Annotated in this window: 16 protein-coding genes and 1 tRNA gene; 8 read left to right on the top strand and 9 right to left on the bottom strand. The window is 66.9% G+C overall.

The window, feature by feature from the left end:
• Window positions 1–11: 11 nt before the first annotated feature.
• The 7 genes from prfA to argS all read right to left on the bottom strand — a co-directional run bounded on the left by prfA (window position 12) and on the right by argS (window position 10,435).
• Complete coding sequence (gene prfA / locus R5O87_RS22300) at window positions 12–1,085, bottom strand: peptide chain release factor 1 (RefSeq protein ID WP_410555056.1); 1,074 nt, start codon at window positions 1,083–1,085, stop codon at window positions 12–14.
• 195 nt (window positions 1,086–1,280) lie between these two features.
• Window positions 1,281–3,428, bottom strand: a complete 2,148-nt coding sequence (gene rho, locus R5O87_RS22295; RefSeq protein ID WP_410555057.1) for a transcription termination factor Rho — start codon at window positions 3,426–3,428, stop codon at window positions 1,281–1,283.
• A 445-nt stretch (window positions 3,429–3,873) separates the two neighbouring features.
• Window positions 3,874–4,839, bottom strand: a complete 966-nt coding sequence (thrB, locus tag R5O87_RS22290; protein ID WP_410555095.1) for a homoserine kinase — start codon at window positions 4,837–4,839, stop codon at window positions 3,874–3,876.
• A gap of 11 nt (window positions 4,840–4,850) precedes the next feature.
• The gene (thrC, locus tag R5O87_RS22285; protein WP_410555058.1) at window positions 4,851–5,957 is read right to left on the bottom strand and encodes a threonine synthase; all 1,107 of its coding nucleotides are present in this window, start codon (window positions 5,955–5,957) and stop codon (window positions 4,851–4,853) included.
• Entirely contained in the window at window positions 5,958–7,274 is a 1,317-nt protein-coding gene (locus R5O87_RS22280) for a homoserine dehydrogenase (protein ID WP_410555059.1), read from the bottom strand. It lies immediately after the preceding gene.
• Complete coding sequence (gene lysA, locus R5O87_RS22275; RefSeq protein ID WP_410555060.1) at window positions 7,275–8,780, bottom strand: diaminopimelate decarboxylase; 1,506 nt, start codon at window positions 8,778–8,780, stop codon at window positions 7,275–7,277.
• A gap of 5 nt (window positions 8,781–8,785) precedes the next feature.
• Window positions 8,786–10,435, bottom strand: a complete 1,650-nt coding sequence (gene argS / locus R5O87_RS22270) for an arginine--tRNA ligase (protein WP_410555061.1) — start codon at window positions 10,433–10,435, stop codon at window positions 8,786–8,788.
• A 223-nt stretch (window positions 10,436–10,658) separates the two neighbouring features.
• Here argS and R5O87_RS22265 point away from each other — a divergent pair, with 223 nt between their 5' ends.
• The 6 genes from R5O87_RS22265 to R5O87_RS22240 all read left to right on the top strand — a co-directional run bounded on the left by R5O87_RS22265 (window position 10,659) and on the right by R5O87_RS22240 (window position 15,321).
• Window positions 10,659–11,147: an FMN-binding protein gene (locus tag R5O87_RS22265; protein WP_410555062.1), complete on the top strand. Its 489-nt coding sequence runs from the start codon at window positions 10,659–10,661 to the stop codon at window positions 11,145–11,147.
• Between the two features lie 9 nt (window positions 11,148–11,156).
• Window positions 11,157–12,044: an FAD:protein FMN transferase gene (locus tag R5O87_RS22260; RefSeq protein ID WP_410555063.1), complete on the top strand. Its 888-nt coding sequence runs from the start codon at window positions 11,157–11,159 to the stop codon at window positions 12,042–12,044.
• Window positions 12,041–13,597: a ferredoxin--NADP reductase gene (locus tag R5O87_RS22255; protein ID WP_410555064.1), complete on the top strand. Its 1,557-nt coding sequence runs from the start codon at window positions 12,041–12,043 to the stop codon at window positions 13,595–13,597. Before R5O87_RS22260 ends, R5O87_RS22255 begins: the two co-directional genes overlap by 4 nt.
• Window positions 13,598–13,679: 82 nt before the next feature.
• Window positions 13,680–13,752 (top strand) — tRNA-Arg (locus R5O87_RS22250).
• 153 nt (window positions 13,753–13,905) lie between these two features.
• A complete protein-coding gene (locus tag R5O87_RS22245; protein WP_410555065.1) occupies window positions 13,906–14,946 on the top strand; it encodes a M4 family metallopeptidase in 1,041 nt (346 codons plus the stop codon).
• Window positions 14,947–15,006: 60 nt separating this feature from the next.
• Window positions 15,007–15,321 (top strand): protealysin inhibitor emfourin, encoded by a 315-nt coding sequence (locus R5O87_RS22240; RefSeq protein ID WP_410555066.1) that lies wholly within the window; start codon window positions 15,007–15,009, stop codon window positions 15,319–15,321.
• Window positions 15,322–15,352: 31 nt separating this feature from the next.
• Here the strand turns inward: R5O87_RS22240 and R5O87_RS22235 are convergent, their stop codons facing one another.
• A complete protein-coding gene (locus R5O87_RS22235; RefSeq protein ID WP_410555067.1) occupies window positions 15,353–16,321 on the bottom strand; it encodes a GlxA family transcriptional regulator in 969 nt (322 codons plus the stop codon).
• 81 nt (window positions 16,322–16,402) lie between these two features.
• On the opposite strand from R5O87_RS22235, the gene R5O87_RS22230 reads away from it, so the two are divergent.
• Entirely contained in the window at window positions 16,403–16,570 is a 168-nt protein-coding gene (locus R5O87_RS22230; protein ID WP_410555068.1) for a hypothetical protein, read from the top strand.
• A 111-nt stretch (window positions 16,571–16,681) separates the two neighbouring features.
• Entirely contained in the window at window positions 16,682–20,632 is a 3,951-nt protein-coding gene (gene hrpA / locus R5O87_RS22225; RefSeq protein ID WP_410555069.1) for an ATP-dependent RNA helicase HrpA, read from the top strand.
• A gap of 123 nt (window positions 20,633–20,755) precedes the next feature.
• Here the strand turns inward: hrpA and R5O87_RS22220 are convergent, their stop codons facing one another.
• The gene (locus tag R5O87_RS22220; protein WP_410555070.1) at window positions 20,756–22,237 is read right to left on the bottom strand and encodes an MFS transporter; all 1,482 of its coding nucleotides are present in this window, start codon (window positions 22,235–22,237) and stop codon (window positions 20,756–20,758) included.
• Between the last annotated feature and the right edge of the window lie 165 nt (window positions 22,238–22,402).

Here is a 22,402-nt window from a genome sequence, read left to right as displayed (position 1 = left end):
TCCGGAGGCTCCTAGTCGCCGATGGCGTCCAGCCGCGCCTGCTCGTCCATCTCGATGGCGGACTGGATGACCGGCTCGAGGTCACCGTTCATGACCTGGTCCAGGTTGTACGCCTTGTAGCCCGTGCGGTGGTCGGCGATCCGGTTTTCCGGGTAGTTGTACGTGCGGATCCGCTCGGACCGGTCCATGGTGCGGATCTGGGACTTCCGCTGCTCTGAGTTGGCGGCGTCGATCTGCTCCTGCTGGTGGGCCAGGATGCGGGCACGGAGCACGCGCATGCCGGCTTCACGGTTCTGCAGCTGGGACTTCTCGTTCTGCATGGCCACGACGATGCCGGTGGGAAGGTGCGTGATGCGGACGGCGGAGTCGGTGGTGTTGACGGACTGGCCGCCGGGACCCGATGACCGGTAAACGTCGATTTTGAGGTCGTTCTGGTTGATCTCGAGCTCTTCCGGCTCATCAACCTCGGGCAGCACAAGAACGCCTGCGGCCGACGTGTGGATGCGGCCCTGCGATTCGGTGACTGGCACACGCTGGACGCGGTGCACGCCGCCCTCGAACTTCAGCCGGGCGTAAACGCCCTCGGCAGGATCGTTCGAGCTGCCCTTGACGGCCACCTGAACATCCTTGTAGCCGCCGAGGTCGGACTCGGTGGAGGAGATGATCTCGGTCTTCCAGCCGCGGGATTCCGCGTAGCGGGTGTACATTCGCAGGAGGTCGCCGGCGAACAGGGCAGCCTCGTCGCCGCCTTCGCCGCCCTTGACCTCGAGGATCACGTTGCGTGCATCGTCCGGGTCCCGGGGAATCAGCAGCCGCCGCAGCCGCGCAGCAGCTGTCTCCAGGGATTCCTCCAGTTCAGGCACCTCGGCAGCAAACTCAGGGTCCTCGGCAGCCATCTCCTTGGCAGCGGCGAGGTCATCCCGGAGGCCTTCCCACTTGTGGTAGGCGTCCACAATGCCGTTCAGCTGGGCAGACCGCCGCCCCAGCTTCCGGGCCAGTTTCGGGTCAGCATAAACAGCCGGATCCCCCAACTGCGCCTGGATGGAATCATGCTCGTCCAACAGGCCCTGTACGGACTCAAACATTCTCAAAACCTCTTTCGACTTGTAACCAAGTCTAGTTACTGCAACGCGGGGTCACTTACCGCCCAATCCGGCGGCTCCATTGGGCGATATCTGACCCCGCGTTGCTGTTGGGCCAGGAAGTGGCGGTTTAACGACGAAGCCGCCCAAAACGTACCGGCCAGGGAGTGGCCGGCATACTTTGAGCGGCTAACGCAGCTACTTGTCGTTATCCGACTTGGCGCCAAGCGTCGTCTTCTGGACCTGCATGAGGAACTCGACGTTGCTCTGGGTCTCGCGGATCTTGTTGGTCAGCAGTTCCAGGCTCTGCTGGGTCTCCAGGCCGGAGAGGACGCGGCGCAGCTTCCACATGATCTTGACCTCTTCGGCCGAGAGCAGGTTTTCTTCGCGGCGCGTGCCGGAGGCGTTGACGTCCACGGCGGGGAAGATACGCTTGTCCGCCAGCTGGCGGGACAGGCGGAGCTCCATGTTGCCGGTGCCCTTGAACTCTTCGAAGATGACCTCGTCCATCTTGGATCCGGTCTCCACGAGGGCCGTGGCCAGGATGGTCAGCGAGCCGCCGTTTTCGATGTTGCGGGCAGCACCGAAGAACCGCTTGGGCGGGTACAGCGCAGCGGAGTCCACACCACCGGACAGGATGCGGCCGGAGGCCGGGGCTGCCAGGTTGTACGCACGGCCCAGACGGGTCATGGAGTCCAGGAGCACCACGACGTCCATGCCCATTTCCACGAGGCGCTTGGCGCGTTCGATGGAGAGTTCGGCCACCGTGGTGTGGTCGTCGGCGGGACGGTCGAAGGTGGAGGCAATGACCTCGCCCTTGACGGTGCGCTGCATGTCCGTGACTTCTTCGGGACGTTCGTCAACCAGCACCATCATGAGGTGGACCTCAGGGTTGTTGGTGGTGATCGCGTTCGCGATGGACTGCAGGATGAGCGTCTTGCCCGCCTTGGGCGGGGAGACGATCAGGCCACGCTGGCCCTTGCCGATCGGGGCGACCAGGTCGATGACGCGGGGGCCGATCTTCTTGGGGTCGGTCTCCAGGCGCAGGCGCTCTGACGGGTACAGCGGGACGAGCTTGGCGAACTCAACGCGGTCCTTGAGGTCCTCGGCGGTCTTGCCGTTCACCGAGGTGACGCGGACCAGCGCGTTGAACTTCTGGCGGGCGGACTGCTGGCCGCGGTCCTCGCCGTCGCGCGGTGCGCGGATGGCGCCAACAACGGCGTCGCCCTTGCGCAGGTTGTACTTCTTGACCTGGGCCAGGGAGACGTACACGTCGTTCGGGCCCGGCAGGTAACCGGACGTGCGGATGAACGCGTAGTTTTCGAGGACATCCAGGATGCCGGCCACCGGCAGCAGCACGTCGTCGTCGGTGATCTCGACGTCGTCGACGTCGGGCCCCTGGCTGCGTCCGCGGCGGCGGTCATTGCGGTCGCGGAAGCGTTCGTTGCGGCCACCGTCGCGGCTGTCCGAACGCTCGTTGCGGTCGTTCCGGTCGCGGCGGTTCCGCCGGTTGCGGCGGCTGCCGCCGTCTTCGTCGGCGTCGCGGGTGTCGTCACGGCGGGTGTCGCGTCCGCCGGCTTCGCCGGCGTCACGGCCTCCGCGGCCGCGGGCGTCGCGGCGTTCGCGCTGGCCGGCTTCGCCTTCGGCTGCCTGCTCGCGGGCCTCAGCACCGCGGGTTTCTGTACCGCGGGTTTCAGCGCCGCGGGTTTCAGCGCCACGGGTCTCAGCACCGCGTGCCTCGGGGGCAGCTTCGGCCGGAGCGGCGGGGGCCTCGGCGGGGGCCGCTGCGGCTGCTTCGCCACGGCGGCGGTTGCGGGTGCGCGGCTGGCGGCGTTCTGCGCCCTCAGCCTCGGCAGAAGCACCCTCGGCCGGAGCGGCCGCGGGTGCCTCGGCGGCGGCCAGTGCTTCAGCGGCCTGCGGAGCTGCCGGAGCCTCGGCGGCCGCTTCAGCCGCAGTGGCGGCAACAATGCCGTCGCTCACTGCGCGGCGGCTGCGGCCACGGCCACGTGCACGGGTCTCCTGTGCCGGAGCCTCGGCTGCTTCCGCGGCCGGGGCGGCAGCGGGGGTTTCGGCGGCGGGGGCAGCCGGTTCAGCAGCCTTGGCGGTCCGCGCCGGTGCCTTGGTGGCGGTGGCGGACGTGCCTGCACGGTGCGCGGAAATGGCTGTCACCAGGTCGCCCTTGCGCATGCGGGAACCGCCGGAGATACCGAGCTGGCTGGCAAGCGCCTGCAGCTGGGCGAGCTTCAGGCCGGCAAGGCCGCTGCTCTTGGCGGGAGCTTCCGTCAACGATCCGGAAGCAGAAGATGGTGTGTCCACAGCTGGCGACAGCTCAGTGGTTTCGGTCACGAAGGATCCTTCCCCCTCGACGGCGTCCAGACTGTGAGCTGGACGCGATGATTGGATCTGGGCTGCAGTTCAGATCTGCAGCCGGGATGTCGGCCTTGCCGGTTGGAGTTCGGCCAGCAGGGCCGGATACTGATCACCTTCAAATGCTCCGCATAGCTGGCGGGGCGGCGGACTGGCGGTTCAGGGAACAGAAATCGATCTGTAGGTTCCTGGCCAGGCCAAGCAGGTGGCACCGGAAAATATTGCGCAATAAGAGATCGAAGCAGCAGAAGCAGATCGAAGCAGATTCTGACCCGATGACCGATTAGGGCCCTTCTCGGAGTCGTTGACTGCACGGTCTCTTGGCTGCAGGGCCCTCTCGACTGCAGAGTCGCCGTCTGGCTGCATCAATGAATGCGGTTATGACTCAGTGAATGCGGTGTGACTGCGGAGACTGCATGCGGTGTTACCGCCGGTGCACTCCCACTTTAGCACCTTCGACGTCGACTGCCAGCTTCATCACACGCCAGCTGATGTCCGGCGTGTTTGCTTCGGAAAACGCGGCGATGAATTCCAGGACGGCCGCGGCCTCTGCCTCGCCGTTAGCCAGGACCAGAACCGTGGGTCCTGCGCCGGAGACGACGGCCGCGTGGCCTGCTCCGCGCAGGGCCTTGATCAGGCCGGCGCTCGGCCGCATGGCCTCCGCACGGTAGCTCTGGTGCAGGAAGTCCTCGGTGCCGGCGAGCAGGAATTCGGGCTTCTGCGTGAGCGCGTGGATCAGCAGCGCTGCGCGGCCGGAGTTCATGGCCGCCGCGTGGTGGCCGATGGAGGCGGGCAACAGGGCGCGCGCGGCCTCGGTGGAGAGCTCGTAGTCCGGAACCGCCACGATGGGGATGACGGCAGGGTCGACCGTGGCGCAGGTGCTGCTGTACTGGTCACTGTCCTGCCACGACAGCGCCAGTCCGCCGTAGATCGCCGGAGCGACGTTGTCCGGGTGGCCTTCCATTTCGCTGGTCAGCTGCAGGATCCAGTTCTTGTCGCGCTGCTCCCCCGCCGGCAGCAGCGCGTTGGCCGCCGTCACGGCAGCCACGACGGCGGACGCCGACGAGCCCAGGCCACGGCCGTGCGGATTGACGTTTTGGGCCGTGATCTTGAGGCCGGTGTGGCGGTAGCCCAGCCGCCCGAAGGCGGCGTTCATCGCCCGGACCACCAGGTGGCTGGCATCCCGCGGAAGGGAATCCGCGCCCTCACCGCTGAGCTCGAAGACCAGCTCGTCGCTGTCCAGGCTCTCCACGGTGAGGGTGTCGTGCAGGGTCAGTGCCAGCCCGAGGCTGTCATAGCCGGGGCCGAGGTTGGCGCTGGTGCCCGGAACCCGGACCGTCACCTGCTGCCCGGCCTGGATGGCGGGCAGCTGGGCGGTCTGCGGCAGCATGGTTTCCACTGTTATTTGTCTTCCAGTCCCAGTTCTGCAGCAACGGTCACGACGTCGTTCGGCACCTTGACCGGCTGGACATCACTGCCGTCCTCGGTCCGGAGGGCCCACTGCGGGTCCTTGAGGCCGTGGCCGGTGACGGTGATGGCGATGGTCTTGCCGGAGGGCACCTCGCCTGCGGCGTGCTTCTTGAGCAGGCCTGCGACGCCGGCAGCGGAACCGGGCTCCACGAAGACGCCTTCGCGGGAGGACAGCCAGCGGTGGGCGGCCAGGATTTCCTCGTCGGTGACGGAATCGATGAATCCGCCGGATTCGTCACGGGCGGCGATGGCACCGTCCCAGGACGCGGGGTTGCCGATCCGGATGGCGGTGGCGATGGTGTCCGGCTCCGTGATGGGGTGGCCGGCGACGAACGGCGCGGCGCCCGCGGCCTGGAAGCCCCACATGGCGGGGGTCTTGGTGGCGACGGGAGCGAGCGTGCCGGCGGTTTCGGACTCGAACGTGGCGGCGTACTCCTTGTAGCCCTTCCAGTAGGCCGTGATGTTTCCGGCGTTGCCGACCGGCAGCACGTGGATGTCCGGGGCGTCGCCCAGGGCATCGACGATCTCGAAGGCGCCGGTCTTCTGGCCCTGGATGCGGGCCGGGTTCACGGAGTTGACCAGGAACACCGGGTAGGACTCGCCCAGCTTGCGGGCGATGTCCAGGCAGTTGTCAAAGTTGCCGTCGACCTGCAGGAGCGTGGCGCCGTGCGCGATGGCCTGGCTCAGCTTGCCCATGGAGATCTTGCCTTCGGGCACCAGCACGGCGCATGTCAGGCCGGCGGCGGTGGCGTACGCCGCAGCGGAGGCGGACGTGTTGCCGGTGGAGGCACACACCACGGCCTTGGCGCCGGCCTCGACCGCAGCGGTCATGGCCATGGTCATGCCGCGGTCCTTGAAGGAACCGGTGGGGTTCATGCCCTCGACCTTGAGGTAGACGTCCGAACCCGTCAGCTCGGACAGCTTCTGGGCGTGGACCAGAGGTGTGCCGCCCTCGCCGAGGGTGATGACCCGGGTGGCCGCCGTTACGGGCAGACGGTCAGCGTATTCGCGGATGACACCGCGCCATTGGTGAGCCACTTAAGCTCCTTCTACCCGCAGTACGGATGTAACGGAATTGATCACGTCCAGGCCCTTCACGGCCTCGACGGTCGCTGCCAGTGCAGCTTCGCTTGCGCGGTGGGTGACGATCCGCAGCTCGGCCGATTCCACGTTGGAGTCGGCGTCGCGGTGGATGGTCTGGCGCATGATTTCGATGGACACGCCGTGCTCGGCGAACAGCTGGGCGATCTTCGCCAGCACGCCGGGCTGGTCCGCAACGTCCAGGCCGATGTAGTAGCTGGTGGTTGCGGCATCGATCGGCAGCGCCGGGACGTGGCCCGTGGTGGACTCGATCCGTCCGGGGCCGCCCAAAACGATGCGGCGGGCGGCCGAGACCAGGTCGCCCAGGACGGCAGACGCCGTCGGGGTTCCGCCTGCGCCCTGGCCGTAGAACATCAGCTCGCCGGCGTTCTCCGCCTCGACGAAGACGGCGTTGAACGCACCGCGGACGGCTGCCAGCGGGTGTTCGCGCGGCAGGAGCGTCGGGTGGACGCGCACGGAAACACCCTCGCTGCCGTCGCCGTTGCCGATCTTCTCGGCGATCGCCAGCAGCTTGATGACAAAGCCGGCTTCCTTTGCCGCCGCAATGTCGGCGGCACTGACGCGGGTGATGCCCTCGCAGTAGACGTGCTCCAGATCGAAGCGCGTGTGGAAGGACAGGGACGCCAGGATGGCGGCCTTGGCGGCGGCGTCGTGGCCCTCGACGTCGGCCGTCGGGTCAGCCTCGGCGTAACCGAGGCGCTGGGCCTCGGCGAGTGCGTCGGCGAACTGCGCGCCGGTGGAGTCCATCTGGTCCAGGATGAAGTTGGTGGTGCCGTTGACGATGCCCAGGACGCGGGTGATGCGGTCACCGGACAGGCTGTCCCGGATGGGGCGCAGGATGGGGATGGCGCCTGCGACGGCGGCTTCGTAAGACAGCTCGACGCCGGCCTTGTCCGCCTCTTCGTAGAGGGCCGGGCCGTCGGCGGCGAGCAGGGCCTTGTTGCCCGTGACCACGCTGGCGCCGTTCTGGATGGCGGACAGGATCAGCGAGCGGGCAGGCTCGATGCCGCCCATCAGCTCGATGACGAGGTCGGCGTCCTTGACCAGGGTTTCGCCGTCGGTGGTGAACAGCTCGCGCGGGAGGTCCACCTCGCGGTCGGCGTCGAGGTTCCGTACCGCGATGCCGGCCAGTTCCAGGCGGGCGCCGGTGCGCGGCGCCAGGGTGCCGGCGTCGTCAATCAGAATCCGCGCCACCTGAGCCCCGACGTTGCCACAGCCCAGCAGGGCCACTTTCAGGGTTCGCAATTCGGTCATTCAGGCTCCCATGTCGCGGTTCAGCAGATCTTCTTCGGTTTCCCCGCGGACAATCAGCCGGGGAGATCCGTCGCGCACAGCGACAACGCCCGGCCGGGCCAGATAGTTGTAGTTGCTTGACAGGGCCCAGCAGTAGGCGCCGGTCCCCGGTACAGCGAGCAGATCACCGGCTGCCACGTCCTCGGGCAGATATACATCTCTAACAACTATGTCGCCGCTCTCGCAATGTTTGCCCACTACGCGGGACAGCTGCGGAGCCGCCGCGGAGGTCCGCGACGCGAGAATGGCCGAATAATCCGCGTCGTACAGCACCGGACGGGCGTTGTCGCTCATGCCGCCGTCCACTGACACATAGCGGCGCGGGTGCGTAACGTTTTCACCGGCGGTTTCACTGTCGCCGCCGGCCGGAGCGTCCACGCGGACGGTTTTGAGCGTACCCACCTCGTACAGGGTGAAGGTGCTGCTGCCCACGATCGCGCGCCCGGGCTCGATCGAAATCCGGGGTGCAGTGATACCCAGTTCGGCGCACTTGGAACGCACGACGGCGGCCATCGCCTGCGCGATGTCGGCTGCCGGGCGGGGGGTGTCCACCGGTGTATAGGCGATGCCGTAGCCGCCGCCGAGGTCGAGCTCGGGCAGGGTGATGGAATATTTGGCCTGCACCGCGGCCAGGAAGGTCAGCAGCTTCTGGGCGGCCAGCGCGAAGCCGTCCGGCTCGAAGATCTGCGAACCGATGTGGCAGTGCAGGCCCAGCAGCTCCACGCTGTCATAGGACGTTGCCGCGGCGACGGCCTCCTCGGCAGCGGACAGGCCTGCTTCGTCGGTGGAGTCCCCGGCCATGGAGAGGCCGAATTTCTGGTCCTCGTGGGCGGTGGCGATGAACTCGTGGGTGTGGGCGTGCACGCCGGGCGTCAGCCGCAGCATAACGTTGGCCTTCTCCCCGCGGCCCGAGGCGATCTTCGCCACGCGCTCCAGCTCGTCCAGGCTGTCCACCACGATGCGGCCCAGATTCATGTCCAGCGCGCGGTTAATCTCGGCGTCGGACTTGTTGTTGCCGTGCAGCGACAGGTTGGCACCCTCGATGCCGGCCCGGGCTGCGACGGCGAGCTCGCCGCCGGAACAGGTGTCCAGCCGCAGCCCCTCTTCGGCCACCCACGTGGCGACAGCGATGCTAAGGAAGGACTTGCCGGCGTAGTAGACGTCCACTCCCCCGCAGATGTCGGCGAAGGCGTCGTCGAAGGCATCCTTGAAGGCACGGGCGCGGGCACGGAAATCCGATTCGCTCATGACAAACAGCGGCGTGCCGTACTGTTCCTTGAGGGCGCTGACCGGGATGCCGTCAATGGCGAGTTCGCCGGCGTCGTTCCGTTCCACCCCGCCTGCCCACACCGGGGTGTGGAGGGCGTTGAGGTCCGCGGGGACGGCAAGCCACTCCGGAGCCAGCGGCGAGGCTGCCGGGTCGGAGGCTGCGCTGTTGAACGCGGTGCTGCCCGTGATGTCCTGCACGCTGATCACATCCGTTCCGGCGCCGAAACGCCCAGCAGTTCGAGTCCGTTGGCGAGCACCTGGCTGGTGGCGTCATTGAGCCACAGCCTGGTGCGGTTGGTGTCCGTGACGGCTTCGTCGCCCATCGGCGCCACCCGGCAGGCGTCATACCAGCGGTGGTAGGCGCCGGCGATGACCTCGAGGTGGCGTGCCACGCGGTGCGGCTCACGGAGTTCGGCGGCCTTGGCCACGATGGAGGGGTAGCTGCCCAGGTAGGAGAGCAGTTCGTTCTCCGTGGCGTGGTCCAGCAGGGAGGCGTCGAAGGCGCTCCGGTCCACTCCGGCAGCCACGGCGTTGCGGGCGGTGCCGCACGAGCGGGCATGCGCGTACTGCACGTAGAACACGGGGTTCTCGTTGGAGTGCTTCTTGAGCAGCTCGGGGTCCAGTGTCAGCGGGGAGTCGGCCGGGAAGCGTGCCAGCGAATAGCGGACCGCGTCAGTTCCCAGCCAGGAGATCAGGTCCTTGAGCTCGATGATGTTGCCGGCGCGCTTGGAAAGCTTGGCTCCGTTGACGGACACCAGCTGGCCGATCAGCACCTCGATGTTGACCTCGGGGTCGTCCCCGGCCGCGGCGGCGATGGCCTTGAGCCGGTTGATGTAGCCGTGGTGGTCGGCGCCCAGGAGGTAGATCTTTTCCGTGTAGCCGCGGTCCTTTTTGGACAGGTAGTACGCGGCGTCGGCGGCGAAGTACGTCGGCTCGCCGTTAGCGCGGATCATCACGCGGTCCTTGTCGTCACCGAAGTCGGTGGTGCGCAGCCAGACGGCACCGCCGTCGTCGAACACGTGGCCCTGCTCGCGAAGGCGGGCAACGGCACTTTCGATAGCGCCGGCGTCGTGCAGTTCCTGCTCGGAGAAGAACACGTCAAAGGAGACGCCGAAGTCCGCCAGGGTGTCCTTGATGTCCTTGAGCTGGGCCTCGTAGGCCGCGGCGCGGATCACGGGCAGGGCCGCGGCGTCGGTGAGCTCACGGATGTCCGGGTGCTGCGTCAGCACCTCGTGGCCGAGGTCGCGGATGTATTCGCCCGGGTAGCCGCCCTCGGGCACGTCGCGGCCGTGCAGGCGCGACAGCACCGAGTTGGCGAAGACGTTCATCTGGGAGCCGGCGTCGTTGATGTAGTACTCGGCGGTGACGTCGGCACCGGAGGCGCGAAGCACCCTGGCTATCGAGTCGCCCAGGGCCGCCCAGCGCGTGTGGCCGATGTGCAGCGGACCGGTGGGGTTGGCGGACACGAATTCCATGTTCACCGTGTGGCCGGCGAGCACGTCATTGGTGCCGTACTCCCTGCCCGCTTCGACAATGATCTTGGCCAGCGCGCCTGCGGCAGCAGCGTCAACCGTGATGTTGAGGAAGCCGGGACCGGCGATTTCCACTCCGTCGACGCCATTGATGTCCTTGAGCCGCGCGCTGAGGAGAGTGGCGAATGCGCGCGGGTTGGTGCCGGCCTTCTTGGCCAGCTGCAAAGCGATGTTGGTTGCCCAGTCACCGTGCTCCCGGTTCTTCGGACGCTCCACCAGGACAGAGTCCGGTATAGCCGCCTCGGCAAGGGCAATGTCGCCGGCGGCAACGGCGTCTTTCAGGCAGGCGGATATTGCAAGGGAGAGTTCTTCGGGAGTCACACTCCTAGACTACCGGGGAGCCCGTTGCGGCGCGGAATCCGGGCGTCCCTGCGCACTCTTCCCGGCGTCACAGCAACCTCGTTTCGCGTCACAGCCAATAGTAGGGAAATTCACAGGAACTGCCCTTAGCCTTTACTCACCTGCCAAATTGTTGAAACATCAACACTGGAATACTGGAACTCAACGCTGTCGCTGGCGTGCCCGCACCACGAAAAGAGACCCCGTGAAGCCTTCAATCCGCAAAACTGTGTTCGCCGGAGTGGCCGGCCTGTCCCTCGCCGGAACGGTGGCAGGCTGCGCGCCTTCCGCCCAGCAGCCCGCTGCGCAGGAGACCGAACCCTCGGCGGCGTCCGCTCCTGCGTCGGGAACAGGGTCGGGGACCGCATCGGCTTCCACCCCGGCATCGGGCTCCGCAGCCGGATACAAGGACGGGACCTACAGCGCCGACGGCACCTACAGGTCCCCCAATGGCACCGAGACCGTGGGCGTCCAGCTGACGCTGGCCAACGGCACGGTGTCCGCGGTGGAAATCACCGAGCACCCATCCAATCCCAATACCCGGAAGTTCCAGGGCGAGTTCGCCAGCGGCATTGCCGGGCAGGTGGTGGGCAAGAGCCTGGATGAGATCAACGTCTCCAAGGTGGCGGGCTCGTCCCTCACCAGCGGCGGCTTCAACCAGGCGGTCGAAGCGATCAAGGCGCAGGCCCTGTAGGCGGCTGCCGTGCCGCACCCGGGCTGGCAGGACTTCCGGTTTGACGGTATCGGAACCGGCTGGGAAATCTCCACGCCTGCCCCGTTGCCGCCGGCCCTGCGCAGCGCCGTCCTGGCCGAAGTGGAACGCTACGACTCCACGTGGTCCAGGTTCCGCCATGACTCCCTGGTAACCCGGATGTCCGTGAGGCCCGGGCAGTACGAAATGCCGCCAGAAGCCGCAGGCCTGGCCGCGCTCTACCGGCAGCTCTACACACTCAGCGGCGGGGCCATGACGCCGCTGATCGGTGAAAGCCTCGAGCGGCTGGGCTACGATCCGCACTATTCACTGCAGCCCCGCGGCGGCGCTGCGCCTCCCCCGGCCTGGGACGCCGTCCTGGAATGGCAAGGAACATCGCTGCGCACCACCGCCCCCGTGGTGCTGGACGTCGGCGCGGCCGGCAAGGGCCAGCTCGTGGACCTGGTGGCCGAACTGCTCAGAAGCCACGGGGTCACAGACTTCTTCATCGACGCGAGCGGCGACCTGCTGAACGGCCGCGGGGAGACCGGCGGCCTGGAGCCGGTGCAGGTGGCCCTGGAACATCCCTATGACCCCACCAAGGCGACAGGAACCGTAGCGCTGGGGGCCGGTGCCCTCTGCGCGTCGGCGTCGAACCGGCGGGCCTGGGGAGACGGACTCCATCACGTTCTGGACGGCACCACGGGCGCGCCGGTCAGGACGGTCGTGGCCACCTGGGCCCGGGCGGACACCGCCATGGAGGCGGACGCCCTCGCCACCGCCCTCTTCCTGGTTCCGGCCGAAGACCTGGCACGGCACTTCCGTTTTTCCTGGCTCAAGGTATTTTCCAACGGCAGCGCGGAGTACTCCGCGGAATTCGAAGGAGCGCTGTTCACATGAGTTCAACCACCTCCCGGCAGCAGACCTCACCCGGCACCGCCCTGGACGCGTACCTGGGCCGGTTCACGATGTACCGGCTGGTTCTGTTGGTGCTTGCCGTGCTGGCCGCCTACAGCCTCCTCCTCGATGCGCTCGGCTGGCTGACGTTCGGCATCCCGAACATGCTCGCGCACCTGGCCCTCTGCCTGGGGCTGACGTACGTCTCCAACCGTGGCCTGGCCGCACTGTTCCGGGTTCAGCCGCATTCTGAATCCTCACTGATTACGGGTCTCCTGCTCTACTTCCTGTTCTGGCCCACCCAGCTCGGCCCGGCGTTTGCGCCCATGGACCTTGCAGGGGTGGCGCTGGCCTGCGTTTTGGCTTCAGCCTCCAAGTACGCCCTTGCCTGGCGTGGCCGCCATGTGTTCAATCCCGCGGCCGCCGGGGCCTTCATCACCGGGCTGACCGGGCTCAACATCGCCACCTGGTGGGCGGGTACGCCGGCCATGCTGTGGCTCCTGGTCCCGGGCGTCCTGCTGGTGCTCTACCGCACCCGGAAAACGCTCATGGCCGCCGTCTTCATCCTGGTGGCCACCGCCGTCGTGGCGGCGGTGCAAATGCCCTCCGGCGTCGACCTCGGAAGTGCTGTGTGGCAGACCCTGGCGCAGGGCCCGGTGCTGTTCTTTGCCGGCTTCATGCTCACCGAGCCGCTCACGCTGCCGCCGCGGCGCTGGCAGCAGCTGGCGACGGCCGCCGTCGTCGGAATCCTTCTGGCCACGCCGTACAACTTCGGCCTCGTGGCGAACTCCCCCGAGCTGGCACTGCTGATCGGCAACCTGCTGGCGTTCCTGGCGGGCCAGCGCGGCAGCGTCCGGCTGCTGTTCAGCCACTCCCGCAGGCTGACGCCGACGACGACGGAATTCGTCTTCCGCCCGCAGCGCCCGCTCCGCCACGCGCCTGGCCAGTACCTGGAACTGGATCTTCCGCACACCAAGCCGGACGGACGGGGCAGGCGCCGCGTCTTCAGCCTGACGAGCCATCCGGACGCAAAGCATGTGAAGATCGGCGTCGGTACCGCCGACCCCGTCTCCGCCGCCAAGCGCAAGCTACTGTCCCTCAAGCCCGGCGATGAGCTCACGGCCACCACGGTGGCGGGCGATTTCGTCCTGCCGAAGGGTTCGGACCCCGTACTGCTCATCGCCGCCGGGATCGGCATCACGCCATACTTGGCGCACCTGTCCGGCGGGGTGGCCCGCGAGCGCGACACCGTGCTTCTCTACCTCGCGCGGAACGCATCCGAACTCGCCTACGCGGAGGAGCTACGGGAATCCGGTGCCCGCGTCATTGCCCGGCTCGCCGACGGCTCGGCGCCGCCGGACTTCATCGAGAACGCCGGCGGGCTGCTGGCCCCGGGGGCACGGCTGGATGGTCATGCACTGAAACGGCTGGTGCCGGACATCGGCCGGCGAAGGGTCTTCATCTCGGGCTCACCGGCCAGTGTCGGCTCGCTCCGGCGTGCCGCCCGGCATGCCGGCGCCCGCCGTATCCATGTGGATTCGTTCGCGGGATACTAAAGGGGAGGTCCCGTTTTCCTTTCCGGCCCACCTTCCTGCTAAGCTCTAGGACGTCCGGCCGGGAACGGCAGGATCCCTGGATGCCCTCGTAGCTCAGGGGATAGAGCGTCTGCCTCCGGAGCAGAAGGCCGTAGGTTCGAATCCTATCGAGGGCACAGCTGAAACCCCCGCCGCTTAATCAAAGCGGCGGGGGTTTCCTGCATCTGCCGGGTTAACTGCGATTGCCGGGTCTTCTCCGGTTCCAGGGTTTCCTGCATTTCCAGTGCGCCTGACGCAGAATGTCAGAGGCCGTTCGTAGTGTGAGTTGCATGGTCTGTTCAATCGTTCCGCCGTACATCCTCCGCCGTCTGGCCGCCCAGGGGTCCCCCCGGTTCTCGGCAGTCGCCCGCGCCGCCAGGGAAGCCCTGCTCCACGTTGGCGCCGTACAGGCGGCCCGCACGTCGGCGCCGTCGGCTCCTGCCGGCATCAGGCAGCTGCAGCCCGCTCCGGTCAACAGGTCCGTCTTCGACGCGAAGTCCGGCGAGTCGCTGCCCGGGCAGGTTGTCCGGAAAGAGGGCGACGCCGCCACCGGCGATCCCGCCGTCGACGAGGCCTATGACGGACTGGGCCATACGCACACCCTCTATGCGGACGCCTTCAGCCGGAACTCGATTGACGGACTGGGAATGCCGCTGAAGGCCAGCGTCCACTTCGGCAAGCTGTACGACAACGCATTCTGGGACGGCCAGCAGATGGTGTTCGGCGACGGCGACGGCGAGGTCTTCGAGCGCTTTACCCGCTCGCTCAGCGTGATCGGCCACGAACTGGCCCACGGCGTCACGCAGTTTTCCGCGGGGCTGGCCTACCGCAACCAGGCGGGAGCCATCAACGAATCCGTCTCAGACGTCTTCGGTGCCCTGGTGGAGCAGTATTTCCGGAAGCAGACCACCGCCGAGGCCTCCTGGCTGATCGGCGAGGGCCTGTTCACGCCGCAGGTCCAAGGATCCGCCCTGCGCTCCATGAAGGCACCCGGGACGGCGTACGACGACGACGTCCTCGGCAAGGACCCGCAGCCGGACACCATGGACTCCTATGTCCGCACGCGGTCAGACAACGGCGGCGTCCACATCAACTCCGGCATTCCGAACCGGGCGTTCTGCCTCGTCGCCCAGGCCTTGGGCGGGAACGCCTGGGACGCACCGGGGCAGATCTGGTACGAGACCCTGACTGGCGGCTTGCTGAGCCCGACCACCACGTTCACAGCCTTCGCCAAAGCCACCGCGTCAACGGCGAAGGAACTGTTCGGCGAGGAGTCCGCAGAGCATGACGCCGTGCGCGGTGCGTGGGAGACTGTGAAGGTAAAGCTCTAACCGACGCCGGGACTGTGACTTTCCGCTTCCCGGCGGCCTCGGAAACCCGGGAACCTCGCCATGAAAATCACAGTCGAGCGCAGCGGCGGGATAGCCGCACTCACCCGTGTCTGGACGGTGCTGGCCGTGACGTCCACTGACAAAAGCCGCTGGCAGCCGCTCGTCGAAGCGTGCCCCTGGGACGCCGTCGACGATCCCCGGCAGGCGGCTGACGGCCAGCCGGACCGCTTCATGTACTCCATCCGCGCCGGCCAGCGCCGCGCCACCCTGCCCGAGACGGCAGTCACAGGCCCCTGGCGCGTGCTCGTGGAGTCGACCCGGGCCGCGGCTGAGGAATCGCGCTCCGGCAGCGGCGAGTCCGGCTTCCGACAGTAGCCGGCCGGTCGCTACGCGGCCCGGGCAGGCGCTAGCCTGCCGTGGCCATCTGGCCGCGGAAGGCCCGGCGGTAGGACTGCGGACTCGTGTCCAGCACCTTGGCGAAATGGTGCCGAAGCAGCACGGGGTGGCCGAATCCTGACTGCCGTGCCACCTCGTCGATATTCAGCTCCGTCGACTCCAGCAGCTCCTGGGCGCGCAGGACCCGCTGTGAATTGAGCCATGCGGCCGGGGTCGCGCCTGTTTCAGCACGGAACCGCCGGGCAAAGGTGCGCGGCGACATGTGCACGCGGGCGGCGAGCTCGTGGACGGGATGTTCCTCGTCCAGGGATTCCACCATCCACCGCAGGAGTTCCTCGATGGGCTGCGAGCCGCATTCGGGCATGGGCCTGTCGATGAACTGGGCCTGGCCGCCGTCGCGGTGCGGCGGGACCACCATGTCCCTGGCGATGGCGGCCGCCACGGCAGCCCCGAATTCGATCCGCACCAGGTGCAGGCAGGCGTCAATGCCCGCTGCTGTTCCGGCGCTGGTGATGATCCTGCTGTCCTCGACATAGAGGACGTTCTCGTCCACCAGGACCTTGGGGTGCTGGGCGGCCAGCTCTCCCGAGTAGTGCCAGTGTGTGGTGCACCGGCGCCCGTCCAGCAGCCCGGCCCGGGCCAAAGCAAAGGCGCCGGAGCAGATCGACATCACCCATGCGCCCCGCGTGTGCGCCGCCCGGAGCGCTTCGAGGACCGATTCCGGAACGTCCTCTTCGCGGCCGTAGGGCGCCATGATCACCAGGTCGGCATCGGCGGCGGCCTCCAGGCCGAGGCTCACGTTCATGGTGAGTCCGGACTTCAGCGGAACTTCCCCGGGCACCGGGGTGCACACGCGGAAATCAAACTGCGGCACGCCCGTTCCCCGGTCCGAACGGTCGATGCCAAACACCTCAAAAGCGGTACCGAACTCGAAGATCGAGAAGTTGGGAACCGCGATGATTGCCACTGTCTTGAGCATGCTTCCAGTATGGCAGAAATTTGTACTTTTTAGGCATTTCTGCCACTTTTTTCCGGGATGCCACCGGAGAACCATGGAGACATGGAAATCTTCGGAATCGCCCTCCTCGTCCTGGTCCTCGTTGCAGCTGCAGCCACCGTTGGCGCCATCCTCCGTGACGGCCGCGGCCACACCCCTCCCGAATACTCTGCCCGGGACTGGTCCGCACTGGACCTGCCAAGCAGCAACTACACCATGCGCATCTTCTAGCGGCGCATACCTGTCAACCATCACCGCCCCCGCAGAACAACAGTCCCCCATCCGAACCAAGGACCCGGCGCACGCCGGGTCCTTTTACGCGGCAGTAGACTTGGGGGAGCCATGACTTTTCACATCTCCTACCCCGCCGAGCTGCCGGTTTCCGAGCGCCGCGAGGACCTGATGGCCGCGATTGCCGCCAACCAGGTGACGATCATTGCCGGTGAGACCGGTTCAGGAAAGACCACCCAGATCCCGAAGATGTGCCTGGAGCTGGGACTGGGTGAAAACGGCCTGATCGGCCACACCCAGCCGCGGCGCCTCGCAGCGCGCACGGTGGCCGAACGCATCGCCTCCGAACTCGGCGTCGACATCGGGCAGGAAGTCGGCTTCCAGGTCCGTTTCACGGGCGAGGTGGGCAGGTCCACCAAGGTCAAACTGATGACCGACGGCATCCTGCTGGCCGAAATCCAGCGCGACAAGCTGCTCCGCAAATACAACGCGATCATCATCGATGAGGCCCACGAGCGCAGCCTGAACATCGACTTCATCCTCGGCTATCTCAAGCGGATCCTGCCGCAGCGGCCGGACCTGAAGGTGATCATCACCTCCGCCACCATCGATCCCGAACGCTTCGCAAAACACTTCGGCTCGGACGAGGAACCGGCGCCCATCGTGGAGGTGTCCGGCCGCACCTACCCGGTGGAAATCCGCTACCGGCCGCTATCCCAGCCGGCTGGCGGCCCGTCCGCAGGCGATGACGAGGACAACTCCTCCGACGACGAACTCGAAGAGGACCGGGACCCGCTGGACGCGGTGTGCGACGCCGTCGACGAGCTTGCCCTGGAAGCGCCGGGCGACATCCTCATCTTCTTCTCCGGCGAACGGGAGATCCGGGACGCCGCCGACGCCCTGCAGGCCAGGATCCAGTCGAACCGGCGGCTGGCCGGCACGGAGGTCCTGCCGCTGTTCGCGCGGCTGAGCCTGCAGGAACAGCACCGGGTGTTCAACCCGGGCAGCAAGCGGAGGATCGTGCTGGCCACCAACGTGGCCGAGACCTCGCTGACCGTCCCGGGCATCAAGTACGTCGTCGACACCGGCACCGCCCGCATCTCGCGCTATTCGCACCGCACCAAGGTGCAGCGGTTGCCCATTGAGCGCGTGTCCCAGGCCTCTGCCAACCAGCGATCCGGGCGCTGCGGCCGCGTGTCGGACGGTATCGCGATCCGGCTGTACTCCGAAGAGGACTTCGAGTCCCGGCCACTCTACACCGATCCGGAAATCCTGCGCACCAACCTGGCGGCGGTCATCCTGCAGATGACAGCCATGGGCGTCGCACGGGGGCCCAAGGACATTGAAAACTTTCCGTTCGTGGAACCGCCGGATTCGCGGGCCATTAACGACGGCGTGACCCTCCTTCGGGAGCTGGGAGCCTTGAGTTCACCGCAGGCAGCCACCCCCGAAAACGGCAAGGGCGGCGGCCTGACCGCCGTCGGACAGAAACTCGCCCAGCTTCCGGTGGATCCGCGGCTCGGCCGCATGATCGTGGAGGCGGGCAAGCGCGGCTGCGTCCGCGAAGTCATGATCCTGGCAGCGGCCCTGACCATTCAGGATCCCCGCGAACGCCCGACGGACAAGCAGCAGCTGGCGGCGGAGAAGCACGCCCGTTTCCGCGACGAGAATTCCGACTTCACCGGCTACCTGAACCTCTGGAACTACATCCACGAGAAGCAGCAGGAGCTGTCCTCCACCCAGTTCCGCCGCCTGTGCCGCAACGAATTCATCAACTACCTGCGCGTCCGCGAGTGGCAGGATCTGTTCACGCAGCTCCGTCAGCTGGCCAGGCCGCTGGGCATCAGCCTGGACAACAGGCGCGAGGCCGACGCCGTGGGCAACCACGAGGGCATCCACATCAGCCTGCTCTCCGGCCTGCTGAGCCACATCGGCATCCTCGACGAACGCAAGCGGGAGTACGCGGGCGCCCGCGGCAGCCGGTTTGCCATCTTCCCGGGCTCGGCACTGTTCAAAAAGGCGCCCACGTTTGTCATGGCCGCCGAACTGGTGGAAACCAGCCGGCTGTGGGCACGGGTCGCCTCCAAGTTCGAGCCGGCCTGGGCTGAGCAGGTGGCACCGCACCTGATCAAGCGCAGCTACAGCGAACCCCACTGGTCCACGAAGATGGGCGCCGTGATGGCCTATGAAAAGGTCACACTCTACGGCGTGCCGATCATCGCCCAGCGCCGGATCAACTTCGGCAGGGTGGATCCTGTCCTGGCACGCGAGCTGTTCATCCGGCATGCGCTGGTCCAGGGCGAGTGGAAGACGCACCACAAGTTCTTCCACCGCAATCGGGCCCTGCTGCACGAAGTGGAAGAACTCGAGGCACGGATGCGCCGCCGGGACCTGCTGGTGGATGACGAGACTCTTTTTGAGTTCTATGACGCGCGCGTTGGCAAGGACGTCGTCTCGGAACGGCACTTCGACAAGTGGTGGAAGGACGCCCGGCAGCAGGATCCGGCGCTTCTGGACTTCGACGAGGCCCTGCTCCTGAGCGAGGACGCCGATGCGCTGGACGAGTCCGCCTACCCGAAGACGTGGCTGCACAAGGGCTTCGAACTGCCCCTGAGCTACGAATTCCATCCCGTGGCACCCGGCTCGACACCCAACCCGTCCGACGGCGTCACGGCGGAAGTCCCGGTCCTCTTCCTGAACCAGCTCGATGATGCCCCGTTCCGTTGGCTGATCCCCGGCCAGCGCGTGGAACTTGTCACCGCGCTGATCAAGTCCCTGCCGAAGCAGGTCCGCAAGAGCTTTGTGCCGGCCCCCGACGTCGCGCGGCAGGCTGTGGCGGCGCTGGAAGCCGACTTCGACCCCGCCGAGGACGAGCTGGAGAGTTCGCTGGAGCTGGTCCTGCGCCGTCTGAAAGGCCAGATCGTGCCGCCCGGGTCCTGGAACTGGGATGCGGTTCCGCCGCACCTGCGGGTGAGTTTCAAGGTGGTGGACACCCGGGGCAGGGTCCTGGATGAGGGCAAGGACCTGGAAGCCCTGCAGGAGCGCCTGGCCCCGGCCACCCGCCGGGCCATTGCCGAGTCGCTGGGCGCCACGCCCGCCACCGCCGGTCCACGGTCACAGAACGCGCGGGCGCCGAAGAAGAGCCAGCAGCAGGCTGCCCCGCAGGACGGCCGCCCTCAGACGCATGCCGGATTCACGGAACAGTCCGGCCTGACGGAGTGGCGGTTCGGCACCCTTCAACGCCAGGCCAGCGTCACCGTGAAGGGGCACACCGTCACCGGTTTCCCCGCGCTGGTGGACGAAGGCAAGTCCGTTGGCCTGCGAGTGTTCCAGACCGCGTCGGAGCAGCAGGAAGCCATGCGGGGCGGCGTCATCAGGCTCCTCGCACTTCGGGTGCCCGCGCCGGACCGCTACGTCCTCGAACACCTGAACAACACCGAGAAGCTGACGTTCAGCCAGAACCCGCACGGGTCCGTCTCGGCCCTGATCGCCGACTGCGTCCTGGCAGCGGTGGACAAGCTGACTCCCGCCGAACTTCCGTGGGACCAGGCAGCGTTCGACGCCCTGCACGAGCATGTCCGGGCGGAGCTGATCGACACCGTCTTCAGTGTCACCGCCGTCGTGGAGCGAATCCTCGCCAGTACCCACCGGATCGAGAAGCAGCTGAGGGGCACCACCAGCCTGGCGCTCATTAGCGCTCTCAACGATGTCCGCAGCCAGCTTGAGCAGCTGGTCTTCCCCGGCTTCGTGGCCCGGACCGGCTACGCCCAGCTGAGCCAGCTCCCCCGCTACCTCACCGCCATCGAAAAACGCCTGGAGAAGCTGCCCGGCAACGTGCAGCGCGATGCGCTCAACATGGCGGCGGTCCAGCAGCTGGAGGATGATTACGACGACGCCGTGTCGGCCCTGCTGCCCGGCCGCCGGGCAGGTGCCGAGCTGACACAGGTGCGCTGGATGATCGAAGAGCTGAGGGTGAGCCTGTTCGCCGTCGAACTTGGAACCGCCTATTCGGTGTCCGAGAAGCGGATCCGCACGGCACTGAACAAGGTACTGGCGGCGTAGCGTCAGCTGGCTGTCCGCGCGCGAACGAACACTTGAGGCCCCCGATCCGGGCGGATCAGGGGCCCCAAGTGTTCGTTCGGGATTGTGGGTCAGCCGTCCCGCTGGGTCGGCCGTCCCGCTGGGTCAGCGGGCGCCGGCACCCACTGATTCCGCGGGTGCGGGAACCAAAAGCATGGTGGCGGTGTCGATGCGTTCGTTGGTGTCCTGGTCCCTGACAAGCGCCGCGGCCTCTTCGCGGCTTGACACCACGGGCACGGAGCCGAGCAGCGGCCGTGAAGCGGACTCGCGCATCTTCAGTACCGCTACGAGCGCGACGGCGGAGAAGAACATGATGTAGTACGCCGGGGCGTAGGAGTTGCCGGTGACCTCGACGAGGATCTGGCTGACCAGCGGTGTGGTGCCGCCGAAGATCGAGATGGACAGATTGTGCGTGACTCCCACGCAACCGTAGCGCGAGGCTGTGGGGAACAGCTCGGACATCACGGCTCCGGTGAGTGCCAGGAAGAAGGCGCTGGGCACCATCACCAGGAACATCGCCAGGTACAGCGACCAAAGGGTGCCGACGTGCATCAGCCAGAACGCAGGCACCAGCAGGATGAGGTTGCCGATGGTCGCCATGGTGTAGATGGGTCGCCGGCCGATGCGGTCCGACCAGCGCCCGACGACGGGAATCAGGATGGCCTGCAGCACCAGCACAACCACTGCGGCCACCGCGGTGTGCACTGCCGGGGACCCGACCTCCGTCTCCAGGTAGGTGGGCATGTAGCTCGTGAGCATGTAGGAGGAGGTGCCGTCGGCGGCGATGAGCGCGCAGCCAATGAGGATCTGGGGCCAGTAGAACTTCAGGATGTTCGGCAGGTTGTGGCGGACGAAAATGGGGTCGACGTCGTCAGACGCAGCCTTCTCCTGGGCGACCTCGAAGCTGGGCGATTCGGGGATACGGCTGCGCAGCGAGATGGCCAGGACACCAAGCGGCGCGGCGAGCAGGAACGGAATGCGCCAGGCGCCATCGTGCATGGCCGTCTCGCCCCACGCCGACGTCGCAGCAGCGGTCGTCACGGCCACGACGCCGGCGCCCACGGCGAAGCCGAGCATCGACCCGGAGTTCAGCAGGGCGGTCATGAAGCCGCGGTTCCGGTCCGGGGAAAACTCCGCGATGTACGTCGCTGCGCCGGAGTACTCGCCGCCGGTGGAGAAGCCCTGCAGCATCTTCAAAAGATAGAGGGGGATGATGACCCAGAGTCCCACCTGGCCGGCGGTCGGCAGCAGGCCGATGGTGGTGGTGGCCCCGGCCATGATCGCCATCGTAAAGAAGAGCACCTTGCGGCGGCCGATCTTGTCACCCAGCGGGCCGAGAACCATTCCACCCAGCGGGCGCACCACGAAGGAGACGGCGAAACCGAGGAGCGTGACCAGCAGGCCCATGCGTTCGTCCATGCCTTCGGTGAAGACCGAAGTCATGGTGACTGCCAGGTATCCGTAGATCCCGATGTCGTACCACTCGATGAAGTTGCCCACGCCGGCACCAATCTGGGCCTTCCGCAGTTCGCTGTTGTCGACGACGATGCAGTCATCTGTCTGCAGCCGTCGGGTCGTCTTTTTCACCGGATGTTGTGTTCTGGACTGATCGAACATCTTTGTCCTTCTTTACCTAGAGATGAGAAGCGCAGTTCGTGGTCGTTTATGACCATCCCGCGTGCGCCGCCGTCGGTTGGGCTACGGCCAGGGGGTAGTGCCAGGTGTCTTTGCTGTGAACTCCCTTGTGGATCG

Source organism: Arthrobacter globiformis, from assembly GCF_046536215.2.
GTDB lineage: Bacteria > Actinomycetota > Actinomycetes > Actinomycetales > Micrococcaceae > Arthrobacter > Arthrobacter globiformis_E.
This window is presented reverse-complemented; position numbering and strand designations above follow the sequence as displayed.